Annotated in this window: 15 protein-coding genes; 8 read left to right on the top strand and 7 right to left on the bottom strand. The window is 44.1% G+C overall.

All coding sequences use genetic code 11. From position 1 onward, the window contains the following. The first annotated feature begins 481 nt into the window (after positions 1–481). Positions 482–1,516, top strand: coding sequence for a ribonucleotide-diphosphate reductase subunit beta (locus tag BJP37_RS25320; protein WP_075902959.1), 1,035 nt, complete (start codon positions 482–484; stop codon positions 1,514–1,516). Here the strand turns inward: BJP37_RS25320 and BJP37_RS40035 are convergent. Next, entirely contained in the window at positions 1,403–1,678 is a 276-nt protein-coding gene (locus BJP37_RS40035; protein WP_438941543.1) for a hypothetical protein, read from the bottom strand. The genes BJP37_RS25320 and BJP37_RS40035 overlap by 114 nt on opposite strands. Before the next feature lie 13 nt (positions 1,679–1,691). Between BJP37_RS40035 and BJP37_RS25325 the strand changes: the two genes are divergently transcribed. Further along, entirely contained in the window at positions 1,692–2,330 is a 639-nt protein-coding gene (locus BJP37_RS25325) for a lysophospholipid acyltransferase family protein (RefSeq protein ID WP_075902961.1), read from the top strand. Between the two features lie 249 nt (positions 2,331–2,579). Here BJP37_RS25325 and BJP37_RS41510 read toward each other — a convergent pair whose 3' ends face one another. From BJP37_RS41510 to BJP37_RS40040, 3 genes are all read right to left on the bottom strand, one after another. Next, the gene (locus BJP37_RS41510; RefSeq protein ID WP_269087130.1) at positions 2,580–4,304 is read right to left on the bottom strand and encodes a CHAT domain-containing protein; all 1,725 of its coding nucleotides are present in this window, start codon (positions 4,302–4,304) and stop codon (positions 2,580–2,582) included. A gap of 9 nt (positions 4,305–4,313) precedes the next feature. Then, positions 4,314–5,993, bottom strand: a complete 1,680-nt coding sequence (locus BJP37_RS41515; protein WP_198954178.1) for a tetratricopeptide repeat protein — start codon at positions 5,991–5,993, stop codon at positions 4,314–4,316. A gap of 63 nt (positions 5,994–6,056) precedes the next feature. Further along, entirely contained in the window at positions 6,057–6,197 is a 141-nt protein-coding gene (locus tag BJP37_RS40040; RefSeq protein WP_158069765.1) for a hypothetical protein, read from the bottom strand. A 358-nt stretch (positions 6,198–6,555) separates the two neighbouring features. On the opposite strand from BJP37_RS40040, the gene BJP37_RS25340 reads away from it, so the two are divergent. Together BJP37_RS25340 and BJP37_RS25345 are read left to right on the top strand one after the other, a co-directional pair. Beyond that, positions 6,556–8,364 carry a hypothetical protein gene (locus BJP37_RS25340; protein ID WP_075902963.1) on the top strand — a complete coding sequence of 603 codons (1,809 nt, stop codon included), beginning with the start codon at positions 6,556–6,558 and terminating at the stop codon, positions 8,362–8,364. 461 nt (positions 8,365–8,825) lie between these two features. Continuing rightward, positions 8,826–10,493, top strand: a complete 1,668-nt coding sequence (locus tag BJP37_RS25345) for a DUF8225 domain-containing protein (protein ID WP_075902965.1) — start codon at positions 8,826–8,828, stop codon at positions 10,491–10,493. 40 nt (positions 10,494–10,533) lie between these two features. On the opposite strand, the gene BJP37_RS37380 is transcribed toward BJP37_RS25345, so the two are convergent. Together BJP37_RS37380 and BJP37_RS42855 are read right to left on the bottom strand one after the other, a co-directional pair. Next, entirely contained in the window at positions 10,534–10,728 is a 195-nt protein-coding gene (locus tag BJP37_RS37380) for a hypothetical protein (RefSeq protein ID WP_158069766.1), read from the bottom strand. Further along, positions 10,715–13,555, bottom strand: coding sequence for a CHAT domain-containing tetratricopeptide repeat protein (locus tag BJP37_RS42855; RefSeq protein ID WP_229415443.1), 2,841 nt, complete (start codon positions 13,553–13,555; stop codon positions 10,715–10,717). Before BJP37_RS42855 ends, BJP37_RS37380 begins: the two co-directional genes overlap by 14 nt. Positions 13,556–13,989: 434 nt before the next feature. Between BJP37_RS42855 and BJP37_RS25365 the strand changes: the two genes are divergently transcribed. The 4 genes from BJP37_RS25365 (at position 13,990) to BJP37_RS25375 (ending at position 19,828) form a co-directional block, all read left to right on the top strand. Then, the gene (locus BJP37_RS25365; protein WP_075902969.1) at positions 13,990–15,441 is read left to right on the top strand and encodes a hypothetical protein; all 1,452 of its coding nucleotides are present in this window, start codon (positions 13,990–13,992) and stop codon (positions 15,439–15,441) included. Between the two features lie 220 nt (positions 15,442–15,661). Next, complete coding sequence (locus tag BJP37_RS40045) at positions 15,662–15,892, top strand: hypothetical protein (protein ID WP_158069767.1); 231 nt, start codon at positions 15,662–15,664, stop codon at positions 15,890–15,892. Next, positions 15,801–16,928: a DUF1822 family protein gene (locus tag BJP37_RS25370; protein WP_158069768.1), complete on the top strand. Its 1,128-nt coding sequence runs from the start codon at positions 15,801–15,803 to the stop codon at positions 16,926–16,928. The genes BJP37_RS40045 and BJP37_RS25370 overlap by 92 nt, the downstream gene beginning before the upstream one ends. A gap of 257 nt (positions 16,929–17,185) precedes the next feature. Further along, complete coding sequence (locus BJP37_RS25375; protein ID WP_075902973.1) at positions 17,186–19,828, top strand: CHASE2 domain-containing protein; 2,643 nt, start codon at positions 17,186–17,188, stop codon at positions 19,826–19,828. On the opposite strand, the gene BJP37_RS43925 is transcribed toward BJP37_RS25375, so the two are convergent. Then, positions 19,787–19,912, bottom strand: coding sequence for a hypothetical protein (locus BJP37_RS43925; RefSeq protein ID WP_269087064.1), 126 nt, complete (start codon positions 19,910–19,912; stop codon positions 19,787–19,789). The two genes, BJP37_RS25375 and BJP37_RS43925, sit on opposite strands and share 42 nt — an antisense overlap. Positions 19,913–20,108: the final 196 nt, after the last annotated feature.

Genomic DNA, 20,108 nt, shown 5'->3' on the forward strand with positions numbered 1-20,108 from the left:
TGATTCTGTGGAACAGGCTTCCAGCCTGTGAAGCATCGCTCAGCGGTCAGCATTCAGCGGTCAGTGGTCAGCGGTCAGCTTTGTAGAACAGGCTTCCAGCCTGTGAAGCATCGGTCAGTGGTCAGCTTTGTAGAACAGGCTTCCAGCCTGTGACTTCACTGAGATTATAGCAATTCTCTTTCCCATGAGGTACAAAGAGATCCCCCTAAATCCCCCTTGAAAAGGGGGACTTTGAGGTTGATAAGTGTGAAGCATCGGTCAGTGGTCAGTGGTCAGCTTTGTGGAACAGGCTTCCAGCCTGCGCGCGCATCAGCTGTTCGCGTAGCGTGCGCGTAGCGCTTAGGCTGAATGCTGATAGCTGATAGCTGATAGCTCTTGCTCCCCACACTCCCTGTTCCCGATTCCCGATTCCCGATTCCCGATTCCCGATTCCCTACTCCCTACTCCCTACTCCCTACTACCTATAAAAATGCTAACTACAATGCCAATTAACCCTATCTTTAATCCAGATGGGGATGATAAAACTGAACACCGTTCAATTTGGTTTGGTAATACCACTAACTTGATGCAACTCAATGATGTCCGTTATGCTTGGGCAATTGGGTTGTATCAACAGATGCGGGAGAATTTCTGGATTCCCCAGAAACTAGACCTAACTCAAGATGTAACAGACTACTCCAATTTAACGCCAGCAGAACGTTATGCTTATGATGGAATTCTCTCCTATTTAACCTTTTTAGATTCCGTTCAAACCTGCAACATTCCTCACATCAAAAGTAGCATTACTGCCCCAGAAGTTAGTCTGTGTATGGCGGAACAAATTTCTCAGGAAGGGATGCACAATCAAAGTTATCAATATATCATAGAAACCGTTATCCCTACTGAACATAGAAGTAGAGTCTATGAATTCTGGCGCACTGATACAGTGCTGAGGGATAGATGCGAATTTGTGGCCAGTTTCTATCAACGGTATGTTGATAATCCCACCCCAGAAAACTATTTTGTTTCCTTATTGGCTGACTTTTTATTAGAAGGAATGTACTTCTATAATGGGTTTATTTACTTCTACAATCTCGCCTCTAGGATGCTGATGCCAGGCTCAGCTGACATTTTTAAAATGATTAATCGAGATGAACTGAGTCATGTCCGGCTTTATCAAAAGTTAATCCCTATGGCCATGGACGTATTTCCCTATTCCAGGGACCAAATTTATGAAATGTTTGCCACAGCCGTGGACCATGAATGTCGCTGGACTAATCATATTGTTGGTAACGATATTTTAGGGATTACCGAACAGAGTACTGAACACTACACCAAGTATCTCGCCAATATCAGGTTACGTTCTATTGGATTAGAACCCCTTTACAAGGGCGAAAACTATCAAAAGAGTCCCTACAGCCACTTAGAGCGTTTTTCTGATACTAAAAAAGATGCTCATACTAAAGCCAATTTCTTTGAAGCTAGCGTAACCAGTTATGTGATGTCTTCTGGGGTCAGTGGTTGGGATGAAATTTAGGGAATCGGGAATCGGGAGTCGGGAGTCGGGAGTCGGGAATCGGGAATCGGGAGTCGGGAGTCGGGAGTAAGGTACACAGGATTTTTTCCCTATTCCCTGTTCCCTGTTACCTGTTCCCTTCCCCCAAAGCAGTAAACTAGAAACCAAACCATCCAAATCCACCAATCGATTCTCTGTGACTAGAAGCCGCGAACCATTTCCCAGTCTGCTGCTGTATCACGCCTTGAAGTGGTCAGTGGTTAGCCCCTTAATCCATACCTATTTCCGGGGTCGTATTTATGGTGCTAAACATGTACCAACCTCGGGACCCCTGGTGGTGGTGAGTAACCATGCTAGTGACTTTGACCCACCGATTTTATCCAATTGTGTGGGACGTCCAGTAGCCTTCATGGCCAAGCAAGAATTGTTTCGTGTCCCAGTCCTGAAACAGGCGATTGAATTGTATGGTGCTTACCCGGTTAAGCGAGGCTCAGCAGACCGGAGTGCCCTGCGTTCTGCTCTCGATTGCCTCGACAATGGCTGGGCGGTTGGTCTGTATTTGGATGGCACCCGGAGAGCCGATGCTCGTATTCATAACCCCAAGCTTGGTGCGGCCTGGATTGCTGCCCAAGCCCAAGCCCCACTGCTACCGGTTACCTTGTGGGGAAGTCAAGCAATTGTAAAAAAAGGTTCCTTGATGCCACGGTCTGTGCCCTTAACCGTGCGCATTGGTAAGCTGATTGATCCTCCTAGCTCTAGTAACAGAGACGAATTGCAAGCTGTGACCCAACAGTGTGCTGCTGCGATTAATGCTCTCCATGATTTGGGACGTTGATTATGTGGGAGTAGGGAGTAGGGAGTAGGGAGTCGGGAGTCGGGAGTAGGGAATCGGGAATCGGGAATCGGGAATCGGGAACAGTTGCGTAGGGTGTGTTAGGGACGGGCTCCCTCTCATTTTCCGCCTCGTAGTCAGCCTTGGAACAGCCCGGCCCGTAACGCACCACCGGGTCCAACAGCTTTAATGAGATGCACCCCAAACCCCACACCCCACACCCCACACCCCACACCCCACACCCTCAATTCTCTACCTAGCTTCACCAATAACCGTAAAAGCCGCCCAAGCTTTCGGGTCTGGATTACCATCTTCATCATTGAGCATCGATAACATGGCCTCTCGCATGGCTTTGGCTTTATCCATTTTGTGGGTGTAAATATTCGTATAAAACTCCCTCATCAACTTGGCCGTATCATCATCAGGCACTTGCCATAAGGACACCACCAAACTGGGTACACCGGCGGCAATCAAAGAACGGGATAAACCAACTACCCCTTCCCCTTTTATCTCACCCCTACCAGTATCACAAGCACTCAGGACTACTAACTTTGCGTTCAATAAGGATTTTCCCGGTAGTCCGTAACCAATCAGAATTTCACGACTGGTGAGAAAGCCATCATGGTCTGGTTCCTCAGGTGCTAATGCGATCGCACCTCGATAATAAATACCATCGACTAAACCATGGGTGGCTAAATGGATAACCGAAGCATTGGCCATTTTTTCTACAATGGTTGATTCTGTTGCTTCTGCTCCAATCAGAGCGGTGGTATTCAGCAATTTAGCAATGGTTAAGGCTTCTGTTTCTGCACCCGATAGAGCGGGTAACGGTTTTTGTTCCCGTCCTACATTAATTTTGGGCATGGTGGGATTACCCACAATCAATGGTGTTCCGTTGCTGTCTTGGACTCGATGCCAATGTTGACGGGTAAACGACAGAGATTGGATAGAAGGAGCAGTGAGAATGGTATGGTTTTCGATTAGATAATTTCCGTTATCATCTAGCAGAGCAGCAAAGGGAACCAGAAATAGTGCTTGATGGGGAATGAAAATAATACGGTCTGATGGGTTTTTTGGTAATACGTCAACAATGGGAGTAATCAGGAGTTGGTAGAGTTGGTTTAGTGGATGACTATCCTTAGGGTTTGGTGGTGAAGTAGGATTCTGATTACCTCTACCTCTGACAGCGACATAATCACGAGTGACTTTGACTAGTTCAGCTAGAGTGGTATCTTCGGGTAAGGTATGACTACGGAAGGTAATCTCACCTGTGGGAGCAATTACCCAAATATAAATTTGGCCACCAAAAATGGAATATTCCACCAAAGTGGCTTGTTGTTGTTGAGCAATCTCTTGAATGTCTTTAAGAGTAGGAGCTTTAGTTTTTTGAGTAGTTTCAGATAACTGTGCCCCTAATAAATCAATCAGAGCGCGGTTGCGACCCCGTTCGGAAATCTCTAAGGCTTGTTTTGGTTTACCTTGAGCAATCAAGACCTGTTGTAAGTTACGATAGCTGGCAGCTTGTGTTTCAAAAATAGAAATTTTCAAATCATCTTCATTATCGAGGTCTTGGCGGATATTTTCCAAAATTTTGATGGCATCAAACAGGTTAGTTTGGGCTGGTTTTAGTTGATTGTTTTTTAAGAAGGTAGCACCGAGATTATTTAGGGAGCCAGCTTCACCTTTGCGGTCTCCGATTTCCCTAGCAATAGCTAAAGATTGTTGGTAGTAATCAATCGCTTTTTTGTAGTCTCGCAGATTATCGTATGCAATACCCAGACTACCCAGGGAGGCAGCTTCACCTTTGCGGTCTCCGATTTCCTTAAAAATGTCTAAGGATTGTTGGTGGTAATCAATCGCTTTTTTGTACTCTCCCAAAATAAAGTATGCAATACCCAAATTATTAAGGGAGCTAGCTTCACCATAGCGGTCTCCGATTTTCCTAGCAATAGCTAAAGATTGTTGGTAGTAATCAATGGCTTTTTTCTAGTCTGCCAAATTCTTGTATGCAATACCCAGATTAGTCAGGGAGCGAGCTTCACCCTCGCGGTGTTCGATTTTCCTAAAAATGTCTAAGGATTGTTGGTAGTAATCAATGGCTTTTTTATAGTCTCCCAGATTATCGTATGCAATACCCAGATTAGTCAGGGAGGCAGCTTCACCCTGGTGGTCTCGGATTTCCGTAGCAATAGCTAAAGATTTTTGGTGGTAATCAATTGCTTTTTTATAGTCTGCCAGATTCTTGTATGTAATACCCAGATTAGTCAGGGATTTAGCTTCACCTTCGCGGTCTCGGATTTCCGTAGCAATAGCTAAAGATTGTTGGTAGTAATCAATCGCTTTTTTGTACTCTCCCAGATTCTTGTATACAAGACCCAGATTATTCAGGGACATAGCCTCACCCTGGCGGTCTCGGATTTTCCTAAAAATGTCTAAGGATTGTTGGTGGTAATCAATGGCTTTTTTGTAGTCTCCCAAATTCTTGTATGCATCACTCAGATTATGCAGGGAGTTAGCTTCACGTTTGCGGTCTCCGATTTCCCTAGCAAGAGCTAAAGATTTTTGATAGTAATCAATTGCTTTTTTGTACTCTCCCAGAGTACCGTATTCAACACCCAGATTATGCAGGGAGTTAGCTTCACCCTGGTGGTCTCGGATTTCCCTTTTAATAGCTATCGATTGTTGGTGGTAATCAATCGCTTTTTTGTACTCTCCCAGATGAGAGTATGCAATACCGAGATTACCCAGGGAGTTAGCTTCACCCTGGCGGTTTCCGATTTCCCTAGCAATAGCTAAAGATTTTTGGTAGTAATCAATCGCTTTTTTGTACTCTCCCAGATCATCGTATGCACTACCCAGATTACCCAGGGAGTTAGCTTCACCTTTGCGGTTTCCAATTTCCCTAGCAATAGCTAAGGAGTTTTGGAGGGAATCAATCGCTTTTTTGTACTCTCTCAGATGATAGTATGCATTCCCCAGATTACCCAGGGAGTTAGCTTCACCCAGGCGGTAACCGATTTCCCTAGCAATAGCTATCGATTGTTGGTAGTAATCAATCGCTTTTTTGTACTCTCCCAGAGTACGGTATGCATTCCCCAGATTATACAGGGAGTTAGCTTCACCTTTGCGGTTTCCAATTTCTCTTTGAAAAGCGATTGATTGTTGGTAGTAATCAATCGCTTTTTTGTACTCTCCCAGATGATGGTATGTAGTAGCCAGACCAATCAGGGAGGCACCTTCAACCTTGCGGTGTCCGATTTCCCTAGCAATAGCTATCGATTGTTGGTGGTAATCAATCGCTTTTTTATAGTTTCCCAGATGATAGTATGTAACACCCAGATTATACAGGGAGTTAGCTTCACCCTTACGGTATCCAATTTGTTTATAAATCACCAATGCTTGCTGCCAAGATTGTAATGCTTCTGGGAACTCACTGCGACGAACGTGACTCATTCCCTGCTGAAATAGTTTGTCCGCCTCGGCTTGCTTACTGTCTACTTCAACTATGGCATCACTAGGGGTTATAGTTCCTTCTTGCTCTGGGCTAACCGTGTTTTGTTCTTGAGCCAGTGCTAGTACAGTGAGGAAACTAGCCACAACAGGGAGTACCCCAGGGGTGAGGTAGACAGTGAGAAGTCCCAACCATAAGACTTGCTTAAGTTTCATATCGGATATTGAATTATTCCCTACTTCCCTATATCTGAGAGATTCCTGAGCCTATGCAATGATTCAGGGAACAGGGAGTAGGGTGTGGGGTGTGGGGTGTGGGGTGTCGGGAGTCGGGAGTCGGGAATCGGGAATCGGGAACTTTGACCCGGTGAGTGGAATGGGCATCAGGCTTAGAATGGGCATCAGGCGTGGAACGGGCATCTTGCCCGTTTCATTCCCCGGCGGGGGTTCCAACCGATGCCAACAGCGGAAAACCATGGCAAGCCCGGAAGGGTGAGAGCAAGAGTACCCTCGCGGGTACTGTGAAATTCCAGAGAGCTTTGGAAAAATGGTAGTTAACAGTTCAATCTGTCTGAAGTCCTTTTCTAAATTCATAGAAATTCACGATGACAACTAACAAGGAAGATTTAATGCAGTCAACCTGGGAGACAATTTTTTTGGCCTGGTTTAGTCCTGTAATTCCCTTGAATGAGCCTCCTTGTATGATCAAGTCATGTGTATGAAACAAAAATCCCAGGGATAGAATCCCGGGGAGTTTAAAAAGAGATTAAAAAGGATAATGCCTAAAGTAGACTTAGCAAAATTTGGTATTTTTGCCGTTTTACTGGTATTTCTGTTAGGTAGTTCATGGGTGCTAGCTGATATATTGCAAAATCAGGCTATTGCGGCTCCCTACGTGCAATTTTCTACAGGTAATTTCCAGTGGCGGAGTTATCGGAAGGCTACTCACCCCAAGTTTGGGAGTAGTCCTGACAGAGAAATCTTGTCGCCTGTGTCTGTCCCTAACTGCACTGCCGTAATTCCTGACCAAATTTATCGTTTTGTTGAGGGTATAGATAGCTGCCTTCAACCAATGACAGATGATGAAATTGAGCAGATGCTCAAGGATCCATTTGCTACTGGAATTCTCAGCAAAGGAACATTTCCAGAGAATGTAGATGCTCTAGCTGCTGCTATTGCAGACTCCCAACTGAACTTGGAATCAGCGAACTACTTCCTTGGAGAAGGCAGTCAAATCCCGACGACGATTGCATCCCGTGAAGAACCCCGTAACCTTCGTTATGTTCTTACTTGGGGAACGAGTCGCACCAGTAATGCCGATATTCTTGTGAGTACAGCTGCCGGTGGCAACTCTAGCTTTTTGCAAGTAATTGCCTGGGATGCACAAGCCAAAAAATACAACTTCTATGAATTGCGGGAACAGGTAGGTGAACAACCAGGTACATCTACCAAAGTTTGGACTTGGGCTGGGGATTCTGGGATGGCGCGGGCACAACCGACTATGGGAGTGGGCTGTTTTGATTGTCACCATAATGGTGTGGTGATTATGAAAGAACTTGCTCCACCCTGGAACAATTGGCATTCTCAGCGGGGGCCAATCTCACCCCTAGTAGTGCCGTTAAGGGTGACCCAAGAAACATTCTTTAATAACTTGCAAGGAGCCGAGGTGCTTGAGCAGGTAATTCGCAGTGGTTTCATTAACTACCATAAAAATTGGTTGCGCGATCGCTACAAAAGACAAGCAGGAGTTATTAACTTAACGGACGTCAACCAGATGCTACGTCATCTGACCACCAACACTACCATCAATTTGGCCTCAACGAATATTGAAAGCAACGGAGCCAATACTAGCCCAGCCAACCGTCCTGTTAATGGTATTCCCAATGACTTTTTTGTTTGGGATTCAGCCCTCAAGACCAGCTTAGGTCTTAACTACAATATCCCGCTGATTACCTTCGAGCGACAAGAGTATGACAATTACCTAAATACCCATCATTTCCAACTGGTTCAATCTGACTTCACCAAACCGGATGATTCTCCACTGTACGAAGAGGATGGCTCTAGCTACTTTTCTTTCTTTGTGCCAGTTCCTGCTGCAGAAGACCTCTACATGCTCACACGGATGCGAAGTGCCAAGATTTTGACAGATAAATTCATTGCTGCTGTCTTGATGGTGGACTTCAAAAACCCTGTCTTTTCCGAAAAGCGGTCTAGCTTGCAGCAGTACGCTGAGCAAGTCACAACAGGCACAATCATCAATGGGATTAGTAGTGTACCCAATGATTTTGCCGAGAAAGTTAGAGTTGCTGCTGCTAACCAGCCTCCCTGCGATCCTACTAACCTTGACCAATGCACTGCGGAACAAGAGTTTTTGCAAACATGGGAACTACCTGATAATCAGTGGAAATCTTTTGTCCAAGAGCAAATTCAGGCTTATTTGGATGAATTAAACACACTTTCTCCTAGGGAGCAGTTAGCTCAACTGATGGAATCAAGTGTCAAGCACCGGGAGCAGTTTCAATCCTGGCCAACAATTAGTAACCTGAATGAATTTAGCTTGTTACTTCCCCAGAGTGATTTAAGGTAAGCATTCAGCTATCAGCTATCAGCTATCAGCTATCAGCTATCAGCTATCAGCTATCAGCTATCAGTTATCAGCTATCAGCTATCAGCTATCAGCTATCAGCTATCAGCTATCAGCTATCAGCCTATGCGCTATGCGCACCCTACGCGAACAGCTTTTGAAGAAAATAGATGACGGCTGACCGCTGACCGCTGACTGCTGAATGCTTACCTATTAAATTCTCTCGTTCTAGGTTTATTTTAAGCACCTAGCGTGAGCTTTTATAGCACTACGCATTAAGGTTAGGAAATTGATAAAAGTTGAAAAGCTAATGCACGTCAACTTTTGCCTTTTGCCTCTTGCCTCTTGCCTTGCGCGTAGCGCTCTGACCGCTGACCGCTGACCGCTGAATGCTTACAAATTAACTGAAACAACAACAACTTAATTGCGATATCAATAACACTAAAAAACTAAGGAGTCAATCAATGGCTAAACTACCTCAATTTGATCCACCAGCCAATCAAAATGATTTTTGTGGAGAAGAAGAAAAGGAAAAAGCATTGCGCACTCGCTGGAGTAATAACATTAATCGCTATACAGAAAAAACCTTGCAAAACGATCCGTGGAGTTCAGTTAACCAACCACCCCTAAGCCAATATTTCAATCCTCTCAAAACTGATATTCCAGAAGGAACGAAGGGTGTACCGATTAAATGGACGGCGTTCCCGAACCGGATTTTAATGACATATCCCAATGTTGGGGAACGTACCCAGTGGCAATATGCTGACGAAGGACCACCCCCGGAGGATAACTATGGTCCGAGTGGTCCCCGTGGCTGGCAGGATGAATATTGTGAGTGGAGCGTCACCCGCAATGCACAGGGTAAGATTACCAAAATAATGTTCACATGTGAGAACCGAGAATACTGGTATACCTTGTGGGAAGTCGATCCCAATGTTGTCTTGGGCCTTTACCAGAAATTAGTCAGTCCCGAGGTCAAAATTGAGGATCTGTATCTGCGTAACCAACAAGGTAATTTAGTTATCGATCCCGCCACCGGGCGACCAGCTTATAACGATCGCAATGCCTGGAATAGCACCACGACGGCTGGAGCGGTTCACCTGATTAGCAATCCTAATTCCCTAAGTGCGGAAGTATTTCTAGCTGGACAAGCCACAGTCCTCCGTAGAGATGCAGCCGGTAATCCAATTACAGACAAAAACCAGCTGATCAATTGCAGTCGGTATGGTACCCCAAACCGTAACAGTGATCCCACCATTGGAGCGTCTGTTAACGGATTAGTGCGGGGAACAGGAGCACCAGGTTCTGGACTTCGGATATCCCTGGCAAATCCCGTCGGTCTGTACATCCAAGAACCTAGTTTTAACACCTACGAATTACCCTTTGATGCGCCTGTTGATGCTAAACCCTCAGACTACTGGAAGGTGATTCGCGGGCGTAAACGGGACTCTGGCGAGGAAATGGACTATATTCTCCATGCAGTTTATGAAGTGCCTGAGGAGTTAGGCTTTACGGTTAGCGATATTACCATCAATGGATTCAATATTGAATACGGGGCACAAATTGCTCAAACTTTCCAAATTGCTCTTGCAGGTCTGGGCTTGCCTCAGGTCAACCAAGATGGGCTTCTTTGTGCAGGGGAACCAAAGTTATTACCTCGTCCGTATGTCTTGAGAGAATTGGAAATGCTTAGTGTAGCGTTTCGTTCTAGCTTAAATATGCGTATTGAGCCAGGGACTACCGTGGAGAATGTTGTACTGTACGCATTTGACAGCGATTCACAATCCACTATTGAATTTACTGGTTCACCAGGTATTACCTTTGAACAAACAGATTTTCAGGATCTAGGTAGTAATCAGCAAGTGTTCATCCTCACCATCACTGCTGCTCCTGATGCTCCCTTGGGGAATCGTTCTATTCTTATGAAAAATCCCGATCCGGATAACCCCGGAAACTATTACGGTGGTCCTGCTGTTTTTGGTTTATTAGAAGTCGTTGCACCAGGTACACTTAACAGAAATCAGGATGCTGCTGTATCTGAGGTGGCAGAAACTGCTCCCACAGCGATAGCAGTGCCAGATAAACTTCTCTTAGCTCCCATTGAGTTATCCAAAAGAAGTAATGCTAGGTAATACTTAGATCTTGCACCAAGTTGAAAATTTACCTGTCAAACTAGGGAACAGGGAATAGGGAACAGGGAATAGGGAATAGGGAACAGGAATAGGCAATAGGCAATAGGCAATAGGCAATAGGGGCAAGAGTTCCGAACTTTCCCCACACCCGACTCCCGACTCCCGACTCCCGACTCCCCACACCCGACTCCCGACTCCCGACTCCCGACTCCCCAAATTCTCTACCTCGCTTCACCAATCACAGTAAAAGCCGCCCAAGCTGAGGGGTCTGGATTACCATCGGGGTCATTGATCATGGATAACATCGCCTCTCGCATGGCTTTGGCTTTATCCATTTTGTGAGTATAAATATTAGTGTAAAACTCCCTCATCAACTTGACCGTATCATGATCAGGTATTTTCCATAAGGACACCACCAAACTGGGTACACCAGCGGCAATCAAAGAACGGGATAAACCAATTACTCCTTCCCCTTTTATCTCACCCCTACCCGTATCACAAGCACTGAGGACCACTAACTTTGCTTTCAATAAAGGTGGTTTCCGGTGTTGGTCACTGATCAGAATTTCACGACTGGTGAGAAAGCCATCATGGTCTGGTTCCTCAGGAGCTAATGCGATCGCACCAGGATAATCAATACTATTGACATCATCCAGTAAACCATGGGTAGCGAAATGGATCACCGAAGCTTTGGCCATTTTGCGCACAATGGTTGGTTCTGTGGCTTCCAAACCAATCATAGCTTTTGTATTCAGCAATTGAGCAATGGTTAATGCTTCTGTTTCTGCACCCTTGAGAGGGGTTAAGGGTTTTTGTTCCAGTCCTATTTTAATCGTGGGCATGGTGGGATTCCCCACAATCAACGGTTTTCCCCGGCTGTGTTGGACTCGATGCCAATGTTTACGGGTGAACCACAGAGATTGAATCGAAGGAGCAGTGAGAATGGTATGGTTTTCGATTAGATACTTTCCCTGATCATCTAGCAGAGCAGCAAAGGAAACCAGAAATAGTTCTTGATGGGGGATAAAAATAATACGGTCTGATGCCGTTATTGGTAATACGTCAACAATCGGAGTAATCAGCAGTTGGTAGAGTTGGTGTAGGGGATGTTGTAGTAGATTACTATTGTTAGTATTTAGTGGTGAAGCAGCATTTTGATTAGGTAGTTGCTGAATTGAAGTATGAATGGGCGTACGTCTAGTTTTGGTCAAGCCCCCTAAATCCCCCAACTTTGGGGGACTTTGAGAGTCTTGTTCCCCCCGTCTAGTTTTGGTCAAGCCCCCTAAATCCCCCAACTTTGGGGGACTTTGAGAGTCTTGTTCCCCCCGTCTAGTTTTGGTCAAGCCCCCTAAATCCCCCAACTTTGGGGGACTTTGAGAGTCTTGTTCCCCCCGTCTAGTTTTGGTCAAGCCCCCTAAATCCCCCAACTTTGGGGGACTTTGAGAGTCTTGTTCCCCCCAAAATTGGGGGGTTAGGGGGGCGGAATCATACCCATAATCAGCAACGCCCTGATTACCTCTAGCTCTGACACCAATCTGCATACGACTGACTTTGACTAGTTCCGCCAGAGTAGTATCTTGGGGTAAGGTATTACTACGGAAAGTAATCTCACCAGTAGGAGCAATCACCCAAATATAAATTTGGTCATCAACAATGGAATATTCCACCAACGTGGCTTGTTGTTGTTGAGCAATTCGTTGAATGTCTTCAAGAGTAGGAGCTTTAGTTTGAGGACGTTCAGATAACCGTGCCGCTAATAAATCAATCAGAGCGCGGTTGCGACCCTGTTCGGAAATTTCTAAGCCTTGTTTTGGTTTACCTAGAGCAACCAAAACCTGTTGTAAGAGACGATAGCTGCGAGCTTGTGCTTCAAAAATAGAAACCTTCCAATCATCTTGATTACCCAGGTCTTGGCGGATATCTTCCCAAATTTCAATGGCATCAAATAGGTGAGTTTGGGCTTGTTCTAGTTGATTTATTTCTAAGAAAGTAGCACCGAGATTATTCAGGGAGATAGCTTCACCCTTGCGGTGTCCGATTTCCCTCGCAATAGCTATGGATTGTTGGTGGTAATCAATGGCTTTGTTGTACTTTCCCAGATTACCGTATCCAATACCGAGATTCTCTAGGGCGTGAGCTTCACCCTTGCGGTGTCCGATTTCCCTAAAAATCCCTAAGGATTGTCGGTGATAATTAATCGCTTTTTTGTAGTCTCCCAGATGACGGTATGCAATACCCAGATTATCCAGGGAATAAGCTTCACCCCGGCGGTTTTGGATTTCCCTTTTAATAGCTAAGGATTGTAGCTGGTAATCAATCGCTTTTTCGTAGTCTCCCAGATGACGGTATGCATTAGCCAGATTACCCAGGGAGCCAGCTTCACCCTCGCGGTTTTCGATTTCCCTAGCAATAGCGATCGCTTCTAGCTGGTAATCAATCGCTTTTTTGTAGTCTCCCAAACTCTCGTATGCATTACCCAGATTACTCAGGGAGCGAGCTTCACCTTGGCGGTTTCCGATTTCCCTAAAAATGTCTAAAGATTGTCGGTGGTAATCAATGGCTTTTTTGTAGTTTCCCAGATTACCGTATGCAAACCCCAGATTAGTCAGGGAGCGAGCTTCACCCTCGCGGTCTGGAATTTTCCTAGCAATAGCTATCGATGGTAGGTAATAATTAATTGCTTGTTTGTACTCTCCCAGATTAGCGTATGCACGACCCATATTACCCAGGGAGTGAGCTTCACCCAGGCGGTGTCCGATTTGTTGATAAATCACCAATGCTTGCTGCCAAGACTGTAATGCTTTTCGGAACTCACTGCGACGAATGTGACGAAGTCCTTGCTTAAATACTTTGTCCGCCTCTGCCTGCTTACTGTCTACTTCAAAAATGGCATCACCAGGGGCTAAACTCCCTTGTTGCTCTAGGCTAACAGTGTTTTGTTCGTGATCCAGTCCTGGCAAACTCAGGAATCTAGCCAGAACAGGGAATTGCCCAGGGGTAAGGCAGAGAGTGAAAAGTGCCAAAAACAAGACCTGCTTAAGTTTAATAGGATGTGGTATCATCGCCTATTTACCTAAATCTGAGACATTCCTGAGCCTAGGCAATTATTAAGGGAGCAGGGAGTAGGGAGTAGGGAGTAGGGAGTAGGGAATAGACCCTTGAGTTATACACTTCAAGCCCAGTTTTTTCCACAAAATGCATAGGCTCAGATATTTATCAGATAGGTAAGAATGACAGTTTGTTCCCTTGTTGGCCAGTCCTGTTGACTGACGTTAGATCATGGCGTAGGTTGGGTTGAGGCAACGAAACCCGACAAAAGTATTAGCAGGGTTCGGTTTCACTTTCACCATAGTATTTCCAACTATATCAGAAACAAACGGCTGATTTCCAATAACACCAAAAAATCCAGGTATTTCTTTCTTAATTTTCCCTATTCCCTACTCCCTACTCCCTATTCCCTACTCCCTACTCCCTACTCCCTGCTCCCTACTCCCTCATGAAAACCAGCTTAGCCAAATACTGGACACTCAATTATATTAATCGTTTGGGTCAACATCAAACTAAACCGATAGAAAAGGCTAAGGAATTTATCAGTGCCCAATCTCTGACCTTGTCTACAGGTGAAGACTCCATAGACCAAGCACTGATTAGCAGACTGTGGCAACTTTATCACAGCCAAGACGACGACCTTGAGCTGGCTGAGGTTTGTCTACGTTGTTTAGTTTCTCACCAAATCAAGGAAGTTTGTTATCAGTTAGTAGAGCAATTTGGTCAGCAGCATAACTTTACCATCAATGACCTACTGCCATTAGTCCTTGACCGTTATCCTGAGGGCGAGCAAGGGCATAAATTAGGGGGAGTTAATTCTATAACTAGCTATACGTTACAAACCTTTGACCCAAATAAAAGTAGCTTATTTTCCTGGACAAAAAGACTGGTTAAAACGAATAAGGATGTGAAACAATTTTTACTATACTATGGAATTGAGCAGGTAACGGATTGGTTATTACTGAAACAAACTACTCCTGGTAAACTACACCGTATTCTATCGGAGTTTCATCAGCTAACTGCACAGGAAATTAACCACTATCGTGAGTTATTAGAAAGTTATCAAACGGTTTATGTACGTCAACTGCAAGCAGAGCGTAATCAAATTAACCAACAACGACAACAACAAGGCTTAGGTAAACTCACCACTCCTTACCCAATTCCTAGGAAAGAACAATTACAGCTGATCACAACCTTGGGTTCATCCATAGGGAAACTATCTCCAGAAGCAGTACTTACTGATTTACAACGGTTAGCTCAGCTAATTCGAGACTATAAAAAGAATCGTGGCAGGAATGTTACCACTCAAGCTTTAGGAAAATTTGAGCATCAATTAGCAGCTGATGATACCAGTAACAATCAGGAGGAAGACGAGGTATTAGCTGCCTATGACCAATTACTACAGGATTGTTTAACTACTGCTATTCAAGACGTTATACAAAACCGCGTTGCTTATCTAAGTCGTCAACAAAAGCAGAGACATCAGCAATTTTTACAAGCACTAGATTTATTTCACTGTCAGCATGTTACTATGACCAAAATTGCTGCCACAATCGGCTTCACTGCTCAATATCAAGTCAGTCGCTTGCTAGACCTGAAAGCCTTTCGAGCTGATATTGCTAGACGCACTTCCGTAAGATTACATCACCAACTCGTGGAGTTAGGCCAAGCCTACGCTTCTGCACAAGAGGTTAAAGAATTAGAGCAACGAATTAGTCAGTTTGTGGAAGAAGAAATTAACCGGATTATGACTGCAGCTAGGAAGGAAACCTTTGTTAAAAACAAATACAAACTGTCTAGTAATTTTTCTAGGACTTTATGTGAAATATTAAAAAAGGGAGTGGGGAATCGGGAATCGGGAATCGGGAGTGGGGAATCGGGAATCGGGAATCGGGAGTAGGGAGTGTGGGGAGTGTGGGAATTTTATTGGAATTTTGGCGTTGCTTATTCCCTGTTCATAGATCCCCCCTAACCCCCCTTAAAAAAGGGGGGAATTAGATTCAAAACGCCCCTTAAAAAAGGAAGGTAAAAATTAGATTCAAAAGTCCCCTTAAAAAACGAAGGGAGTAATTAGATTCAAAAGTCCCCCTTATTAAGGGGGATTTAGGGGGATCTCAATCATGGTCTACTCCCGACTCCCGACTCCCGACTCCCGATTCCCGACTCCCGACTCCCGACTCCCGATTCCCGATTCCCGATTCCCGATTCCCTGTTCCCTCAATATATTCTCAACTGAAAATGCTAAATACATCTACAGAAATGATTTCCTTTCCAGCATTAACGGAAACCCTAACGCTGGAATTAGAACAACAACAACAAGCCCTGGATATAGCCAACCAGATGGCAGATAAACCAGGAACATTAGCTATCTATCTCCAAGAGTTAGCCTTACTAGTCTTTGAAGATTGGCTGGAAAAACGAGAGCCAAGTTTACGGCTAGAACGGGCAGCTAATGGGTTAGGATACTCGGGATTATATCAAGCTATTTCCCAAGCTATTAATCCTGTGTGTAATCTACAGGTAGGAGATTTCAAGATTTGCCTTATTCCTACCTTTGGATTTAGTGACCCCTTCGTAACGCTGCCTGAAGCAATTGTTACTATTCCCCAATTCACTGCTCATTTTTATGTCGTTATTGCCATTGATGATGACTTAGGTATTGCTGGGATTAAAGGGGTAAATCAATACGACCAGTTAGTCAGAGATATTAGTAATCTAGTTGTTTGCTCTGATCATAATTACGAGCTCCCTTTATCTAGGTTTACTATGAGTGGAGACGACTTACTACTGGATTTACAATGTCTCTCTCCTGAGGAAATTCCTTTACCAGAAATACCACAGCCCGAGCCTAATTATGTTAGAGACGTAATCGAAATCCTGAATCAACGGGCGATTGATGTGGGACAATGGTTATATAATCAAATTGATGACCTAGCTCAAGAATTATCTTGGCAGCTATTACCAGCACCTTCCCCAGCATTGCGGTTTCGTCGTAACCCAGCCCAAGAATTAGCTGAGATTATAACTATTATTGATATCGAAATTCCTGCTGCCGCTGTCCGTAGTTATCGAGATTTTCAACTAGCTGGAATTCCACTGCGCCTTTATGCTGTAACTTGGCAATTACCCCAGTCTGAACCAGAAGGGGATTGGAGTATATTGCTAATCCTGGGAGCTAGCCCAGGTAATACTCCACCTTGGGGGATAAAATTGCGTATTACTGATTATACCATGGTCTTGGATCAACAGGAATTGAGCACTAATGAGGACTATTTATTTACTCAGTTTGTGGGGGCTAATCATGAAAAGTTTCTAGCTACAATTACCACTGCTGACGAAACAGCACAAACGTCGATGTTGTTTGAATTTAAGGGGAGTAGGGAGTAGGGAGTAGGGAATCGGGAATCGGGAATCGGGAATCGGGATTTCATGTAGGGTGGGCAGTGCATCAGTTAGATTGATGTTTTTCTAAAGGGCATTGTTAGGCACTGCCCACCAGCAGATTAATCACTAGTGAGAGGTAAGTAAGATGAAAAGTGCATGTCGGTGGGCAGTGCATCAGACAGATTTTGAAGCTTGCAAAGGGCGTTGCTAGGCACTGCCCACCCTACGATTATAACTGACCGCTGACTACTATAAGTAACATGAAAAGTAAAATTTTTCACCTTAAAGTCATCAAAATAAAGTCAGGGTGTAACTTTGAGTTATCTTGGGAAAATGGTAAGACTATTTCTGCCATAGTAGATTATCCTCAAGAGCTTGAACAAAGTTACCAAGACTGGAAACAGGCTTACATTAATTGTTACCGATATTTGCGAGTTATTAAACTAAAAACAAGTGGTAGTATTTCATCCTATAAGAAGGATCATGCTGGATTTTTGCGGGAAGCAGAAGCTAGGTTTTTATCACTCTTTGATCGGTGGTTACGGGATGGAGAGTTATATGAAATTCGTGAGCAAATTGCTAATGCGGCTACAGATTCCTCTATTAATCGTCGCTATTGGGTTGATATTCTCCTGACCTGTAACTGTCATGAATTAACTCGCTTACCTTGGGAAGCTTGGGAAATTAGTACTACTACTACGACTAATTTATCCAGATTCGGAACTATCCGGATTGCTCGGGTTTCTAATATTATCCATGGTGGAATTAGTCATAATAAAATTATTCCTTCAATCCGTCGCCGAGCCAGAGTGTTGGCTATCTTAGGTGATGAAAAAGGATTAGACTTTGAAGAAGACCGCAAGGCGTTAGCTAACCTGTCTAAGCTGGCTGAAATAAAATTTATTGGTTGGCAACCAGGAAAAGACTCTACTAGTCTTAAGCAGGAAATTGTTAAGGAAATTGCTAATCCTAGGGGTTGGGATATTTTATTCTTTGCTGGACATAGTAATGAAACTGCCTTGACTGGTGGGGAATTACATATTGCTCCTGATGCTTCTCTAGGGCTTAAGGATATTCAACAATCCCTCCAACAAGGGATAGCTAATGGACTGAAGTTTGCTATTTTTAATTCTTGTGATGGTATCTCGATTGCGGAATTCCTAATTGCTTTAGGGTTACCTCAAGTGGCGGTAATGGCAGAACCTATTCACAATCAGGTGGCTCAAGTTTTTATTGTCCAGTTTCTTAACAGTTTGGCTGAGTATAAGGATGTTCATGAAGCCCTAAGGGATGCTTGTGCTTATCTCAAAGACCAACAAAATCTGACCTATCCGTCTGCTTACCTAATCCCTACCTTATTTCGCCATCCCCAATCAGTACTGTTTCGCTTGGAACCATTTGGTTTAGGGCACAGTCTCAGAAATTGGTTGCCCACTAAAAAAGAAGCCCTTTGGTTATCGGCATGGTTAACCGTTAGTTTAATCCCGGATTGTCAGGATTTACTGTTAGAATCTCGTCTGTTGTTACAAGCTGGTTACCGTCAGGTTACTCAGCAAGTGCAGTGGCAAGCTAATCCTTCTCCAGTTAAGTCTCCAGTTCGGTTAGTTCAAATTGATAATAAGTCCCTTAAACAGGACAACGTTAAATTGGTTGATGATAAGTATATGGACTATGGTTACTTGGCAAGTATATTAGATAAGTTAGTTACGAGTAAGGCTCAGATAATTGGGTTTGATTATATTTTAGATCAAGACAAACAACAGCCCGATAATAGTAAACGGTTACGGCAATCAGTTACTGAAGCGATTAAAAATAATACCTGGGTAGTTTGGGGAGCAATTGAAGCTGAGCATCCTGCTGATTATTATGGAGTTAGTGATAAAATTGCTAACCTCAATCAAACCATGGAGGGAGATATTACAACCTATGATTGGTATGTGGAGTTACCTAGCAATAAGTGTGATCAAAGTTGTCCGTTTAGCTATTTACTAGTCCTTTCCTATTGTTTACGTAATCAAGATTCCGGCACTACTCAATTAGCGATGGGATTACCTGAGCTTCAAGACAGTAATCAGAAATTTAGGACTTCAGTGATTGATTTGCTTAATGGTGCCGATACACAAGCCAATACACAAGCCCATACACAAACTAATACACAAGCTGATACACAACTGGCTTGGTTGGGGAGGGTAAAACGTCCTGCGATCGCATATTTCTTACAATGGTTTCAACCGATTATTGACTATTCCCTCCCTCCAGAGCAGGTTTATCAAAAAATTTCTGCTTGTGAGTTATTAGGCTCCTGTTCTGGAGATGCTCTAGCTGATGGTCTCAGCCTTAACCAGACCATTGTGATTGTTGCTTCAGGAGGATATAAAGAAGCAGGAATTGATCAAGAAGGGCAAGATAATAATCTGCTTCCCCTTCCGGTAGCCTTCTGGCGTCGTTCAGAGGGTTGGCAAGACTGGTTCGATAGCAAATCATCATTTACTGGTGGTGAAGCCCATAGTTACATCGCCCACCATCTTTTTTCCCAGCATCTGGTGATACCAATTCCTAATGCCTTGATGATTTTACTAACCGCTGTTTTAGGTAAGGGATTTAGGTTAATTAAACAGGATTATCCTAAACAAGGGAATAGGGAGCAGGGAGCAGGGAGCAGGAAGCAGCGATGCAGCGAGGTCTTGGGGGTTTCCCCCATGAGCGACTGCATCAAGAAGGTAAGAAAAATTATCACAATTGATTTAGGATCATTCTTGATCAATCTAGGTAATGCTTGGTTGATCTATTGGTTAGTTTATTGCTTGGTTTCACTACAAGTTTATATCTCCTTGAAGGTGCTGCTACCTACTGTTATGCCTTTAGTAGTGTTTATTACTTATACTGCTACGGGCAGGAAATAGGGAATCGGGAATCGGGAATCGGGAATCGGGAATCGGGAATCGAGAATCGAGAATCGGGAACATTATAGCAATTATTATACTCATGATTACAAAGCTTATTCTGTTAAGGCAAAAGGCAATAGAAAAGAATGGTTTACTGGAATCAAGTTACCCCCCTGATTAAGGGAATGTTTGAATCGAATCAGCTCCCCCCCTGATTAAGGGAATGTTTGAATGGAATCAAGTTCCCCCCTTATTAAGGGGGGTTAGGGGGGATCCCTAGTCAAATATAGCAATTATC

Source organism: Moorena bouillonii PNG, assembly GCF_001942495.1.
Taxonomy (GTDB): domain Bacteria; phylum Cyanobacteriota; class Cyanobacteriia; order Cyanobacteriales; family Coleofasciculaceae; genus Moorena; species Moorena bouillonii.

What these genes read in the sequence shown, in the direction of transcription:
- BJP37_RS25320 (WP_075902959.1), top strand. Translation starts at nt 482, where the DNA reads ATGCCAATTAACCCTATCTTTAATCCAGATGGGGATGATAAAACTGAA.
- BJP37_RS41515 (WP_198954178.1), bottom strand. Translation starts at nt 5,993, where the DNA reads ATGAAACTTAAGCAAGTCTTATGGTTGGGACTTCTCACTGTCTACCTC.
- BJP37_RS40040 (WP_158069765.1), bottom strand. Translation starts at nt 6,197, where the DNA reads ATGCCCGTTCCACGCCTGATGCCCATTCTAAGCCTGATGCCCATTCCA.
- BJP37_RS25340 (WP_075902963.1), top strand. Translation starts at nt 6,556, where the DNA reads ATGCCTAAAGTAGACTTAGCAAAATTTGGTATTTTTGCCGTTTTACTG.
- BJP37_RS25345 (WP_075902965.1), top strand. Translation starts at nt 8,826, where the DNA reads ATGGCTAAACTACCTCAATTTGATCCACCAGCCAATCAAAATGATTTT.
- BJP37_RS42855 (WP_229415443.1), bottom strand. Translation starts at nt 13,555, where the DNA reads ATGATACCACATCCTATTAAACTTAAGCAGGTCTTGTTTTTGGCACTT.
- BJP37_RS25365 (WP_075902969.1), top strand. Translation starts at nt 13,990, where the DNA reads ATGAAAACCAGCTTAGCCAAATACTGGACACTCAATTATATTAATCGT.
- BJP37_RS40045 (WP_158069767.1), top strand. Translation starts at nt 15,662, where the DNA reads ATGGTCTACTCCCGACTCCCGACTCCCGACTCCCGATTCCCGACTCCC.
- BJP37_RS25370 (WP_158069768.1), top strand. Translation starts at nt 15,801, where the DNA reads ATGATTTCCTTTCCAGCATTAACGGAAACCCTAACGCTGGAATTAGAA.
- BJP37_RS25375 (WP_075902973.1), top strand. Translation starts at nt 17,186, where the DNA reads ATGAAAAGTAAAATTTTTCACCTTAAAGTCATCAAAATAAAGTCAGGG.
- BJP37_RS43925 (WP_269087064.1), bottom strand. Translation starts at nt 19,912, where the DNA reads ATGAGTATAATAATTGCTATAATGTTCCCGATTCTCGATTCTCGATTC.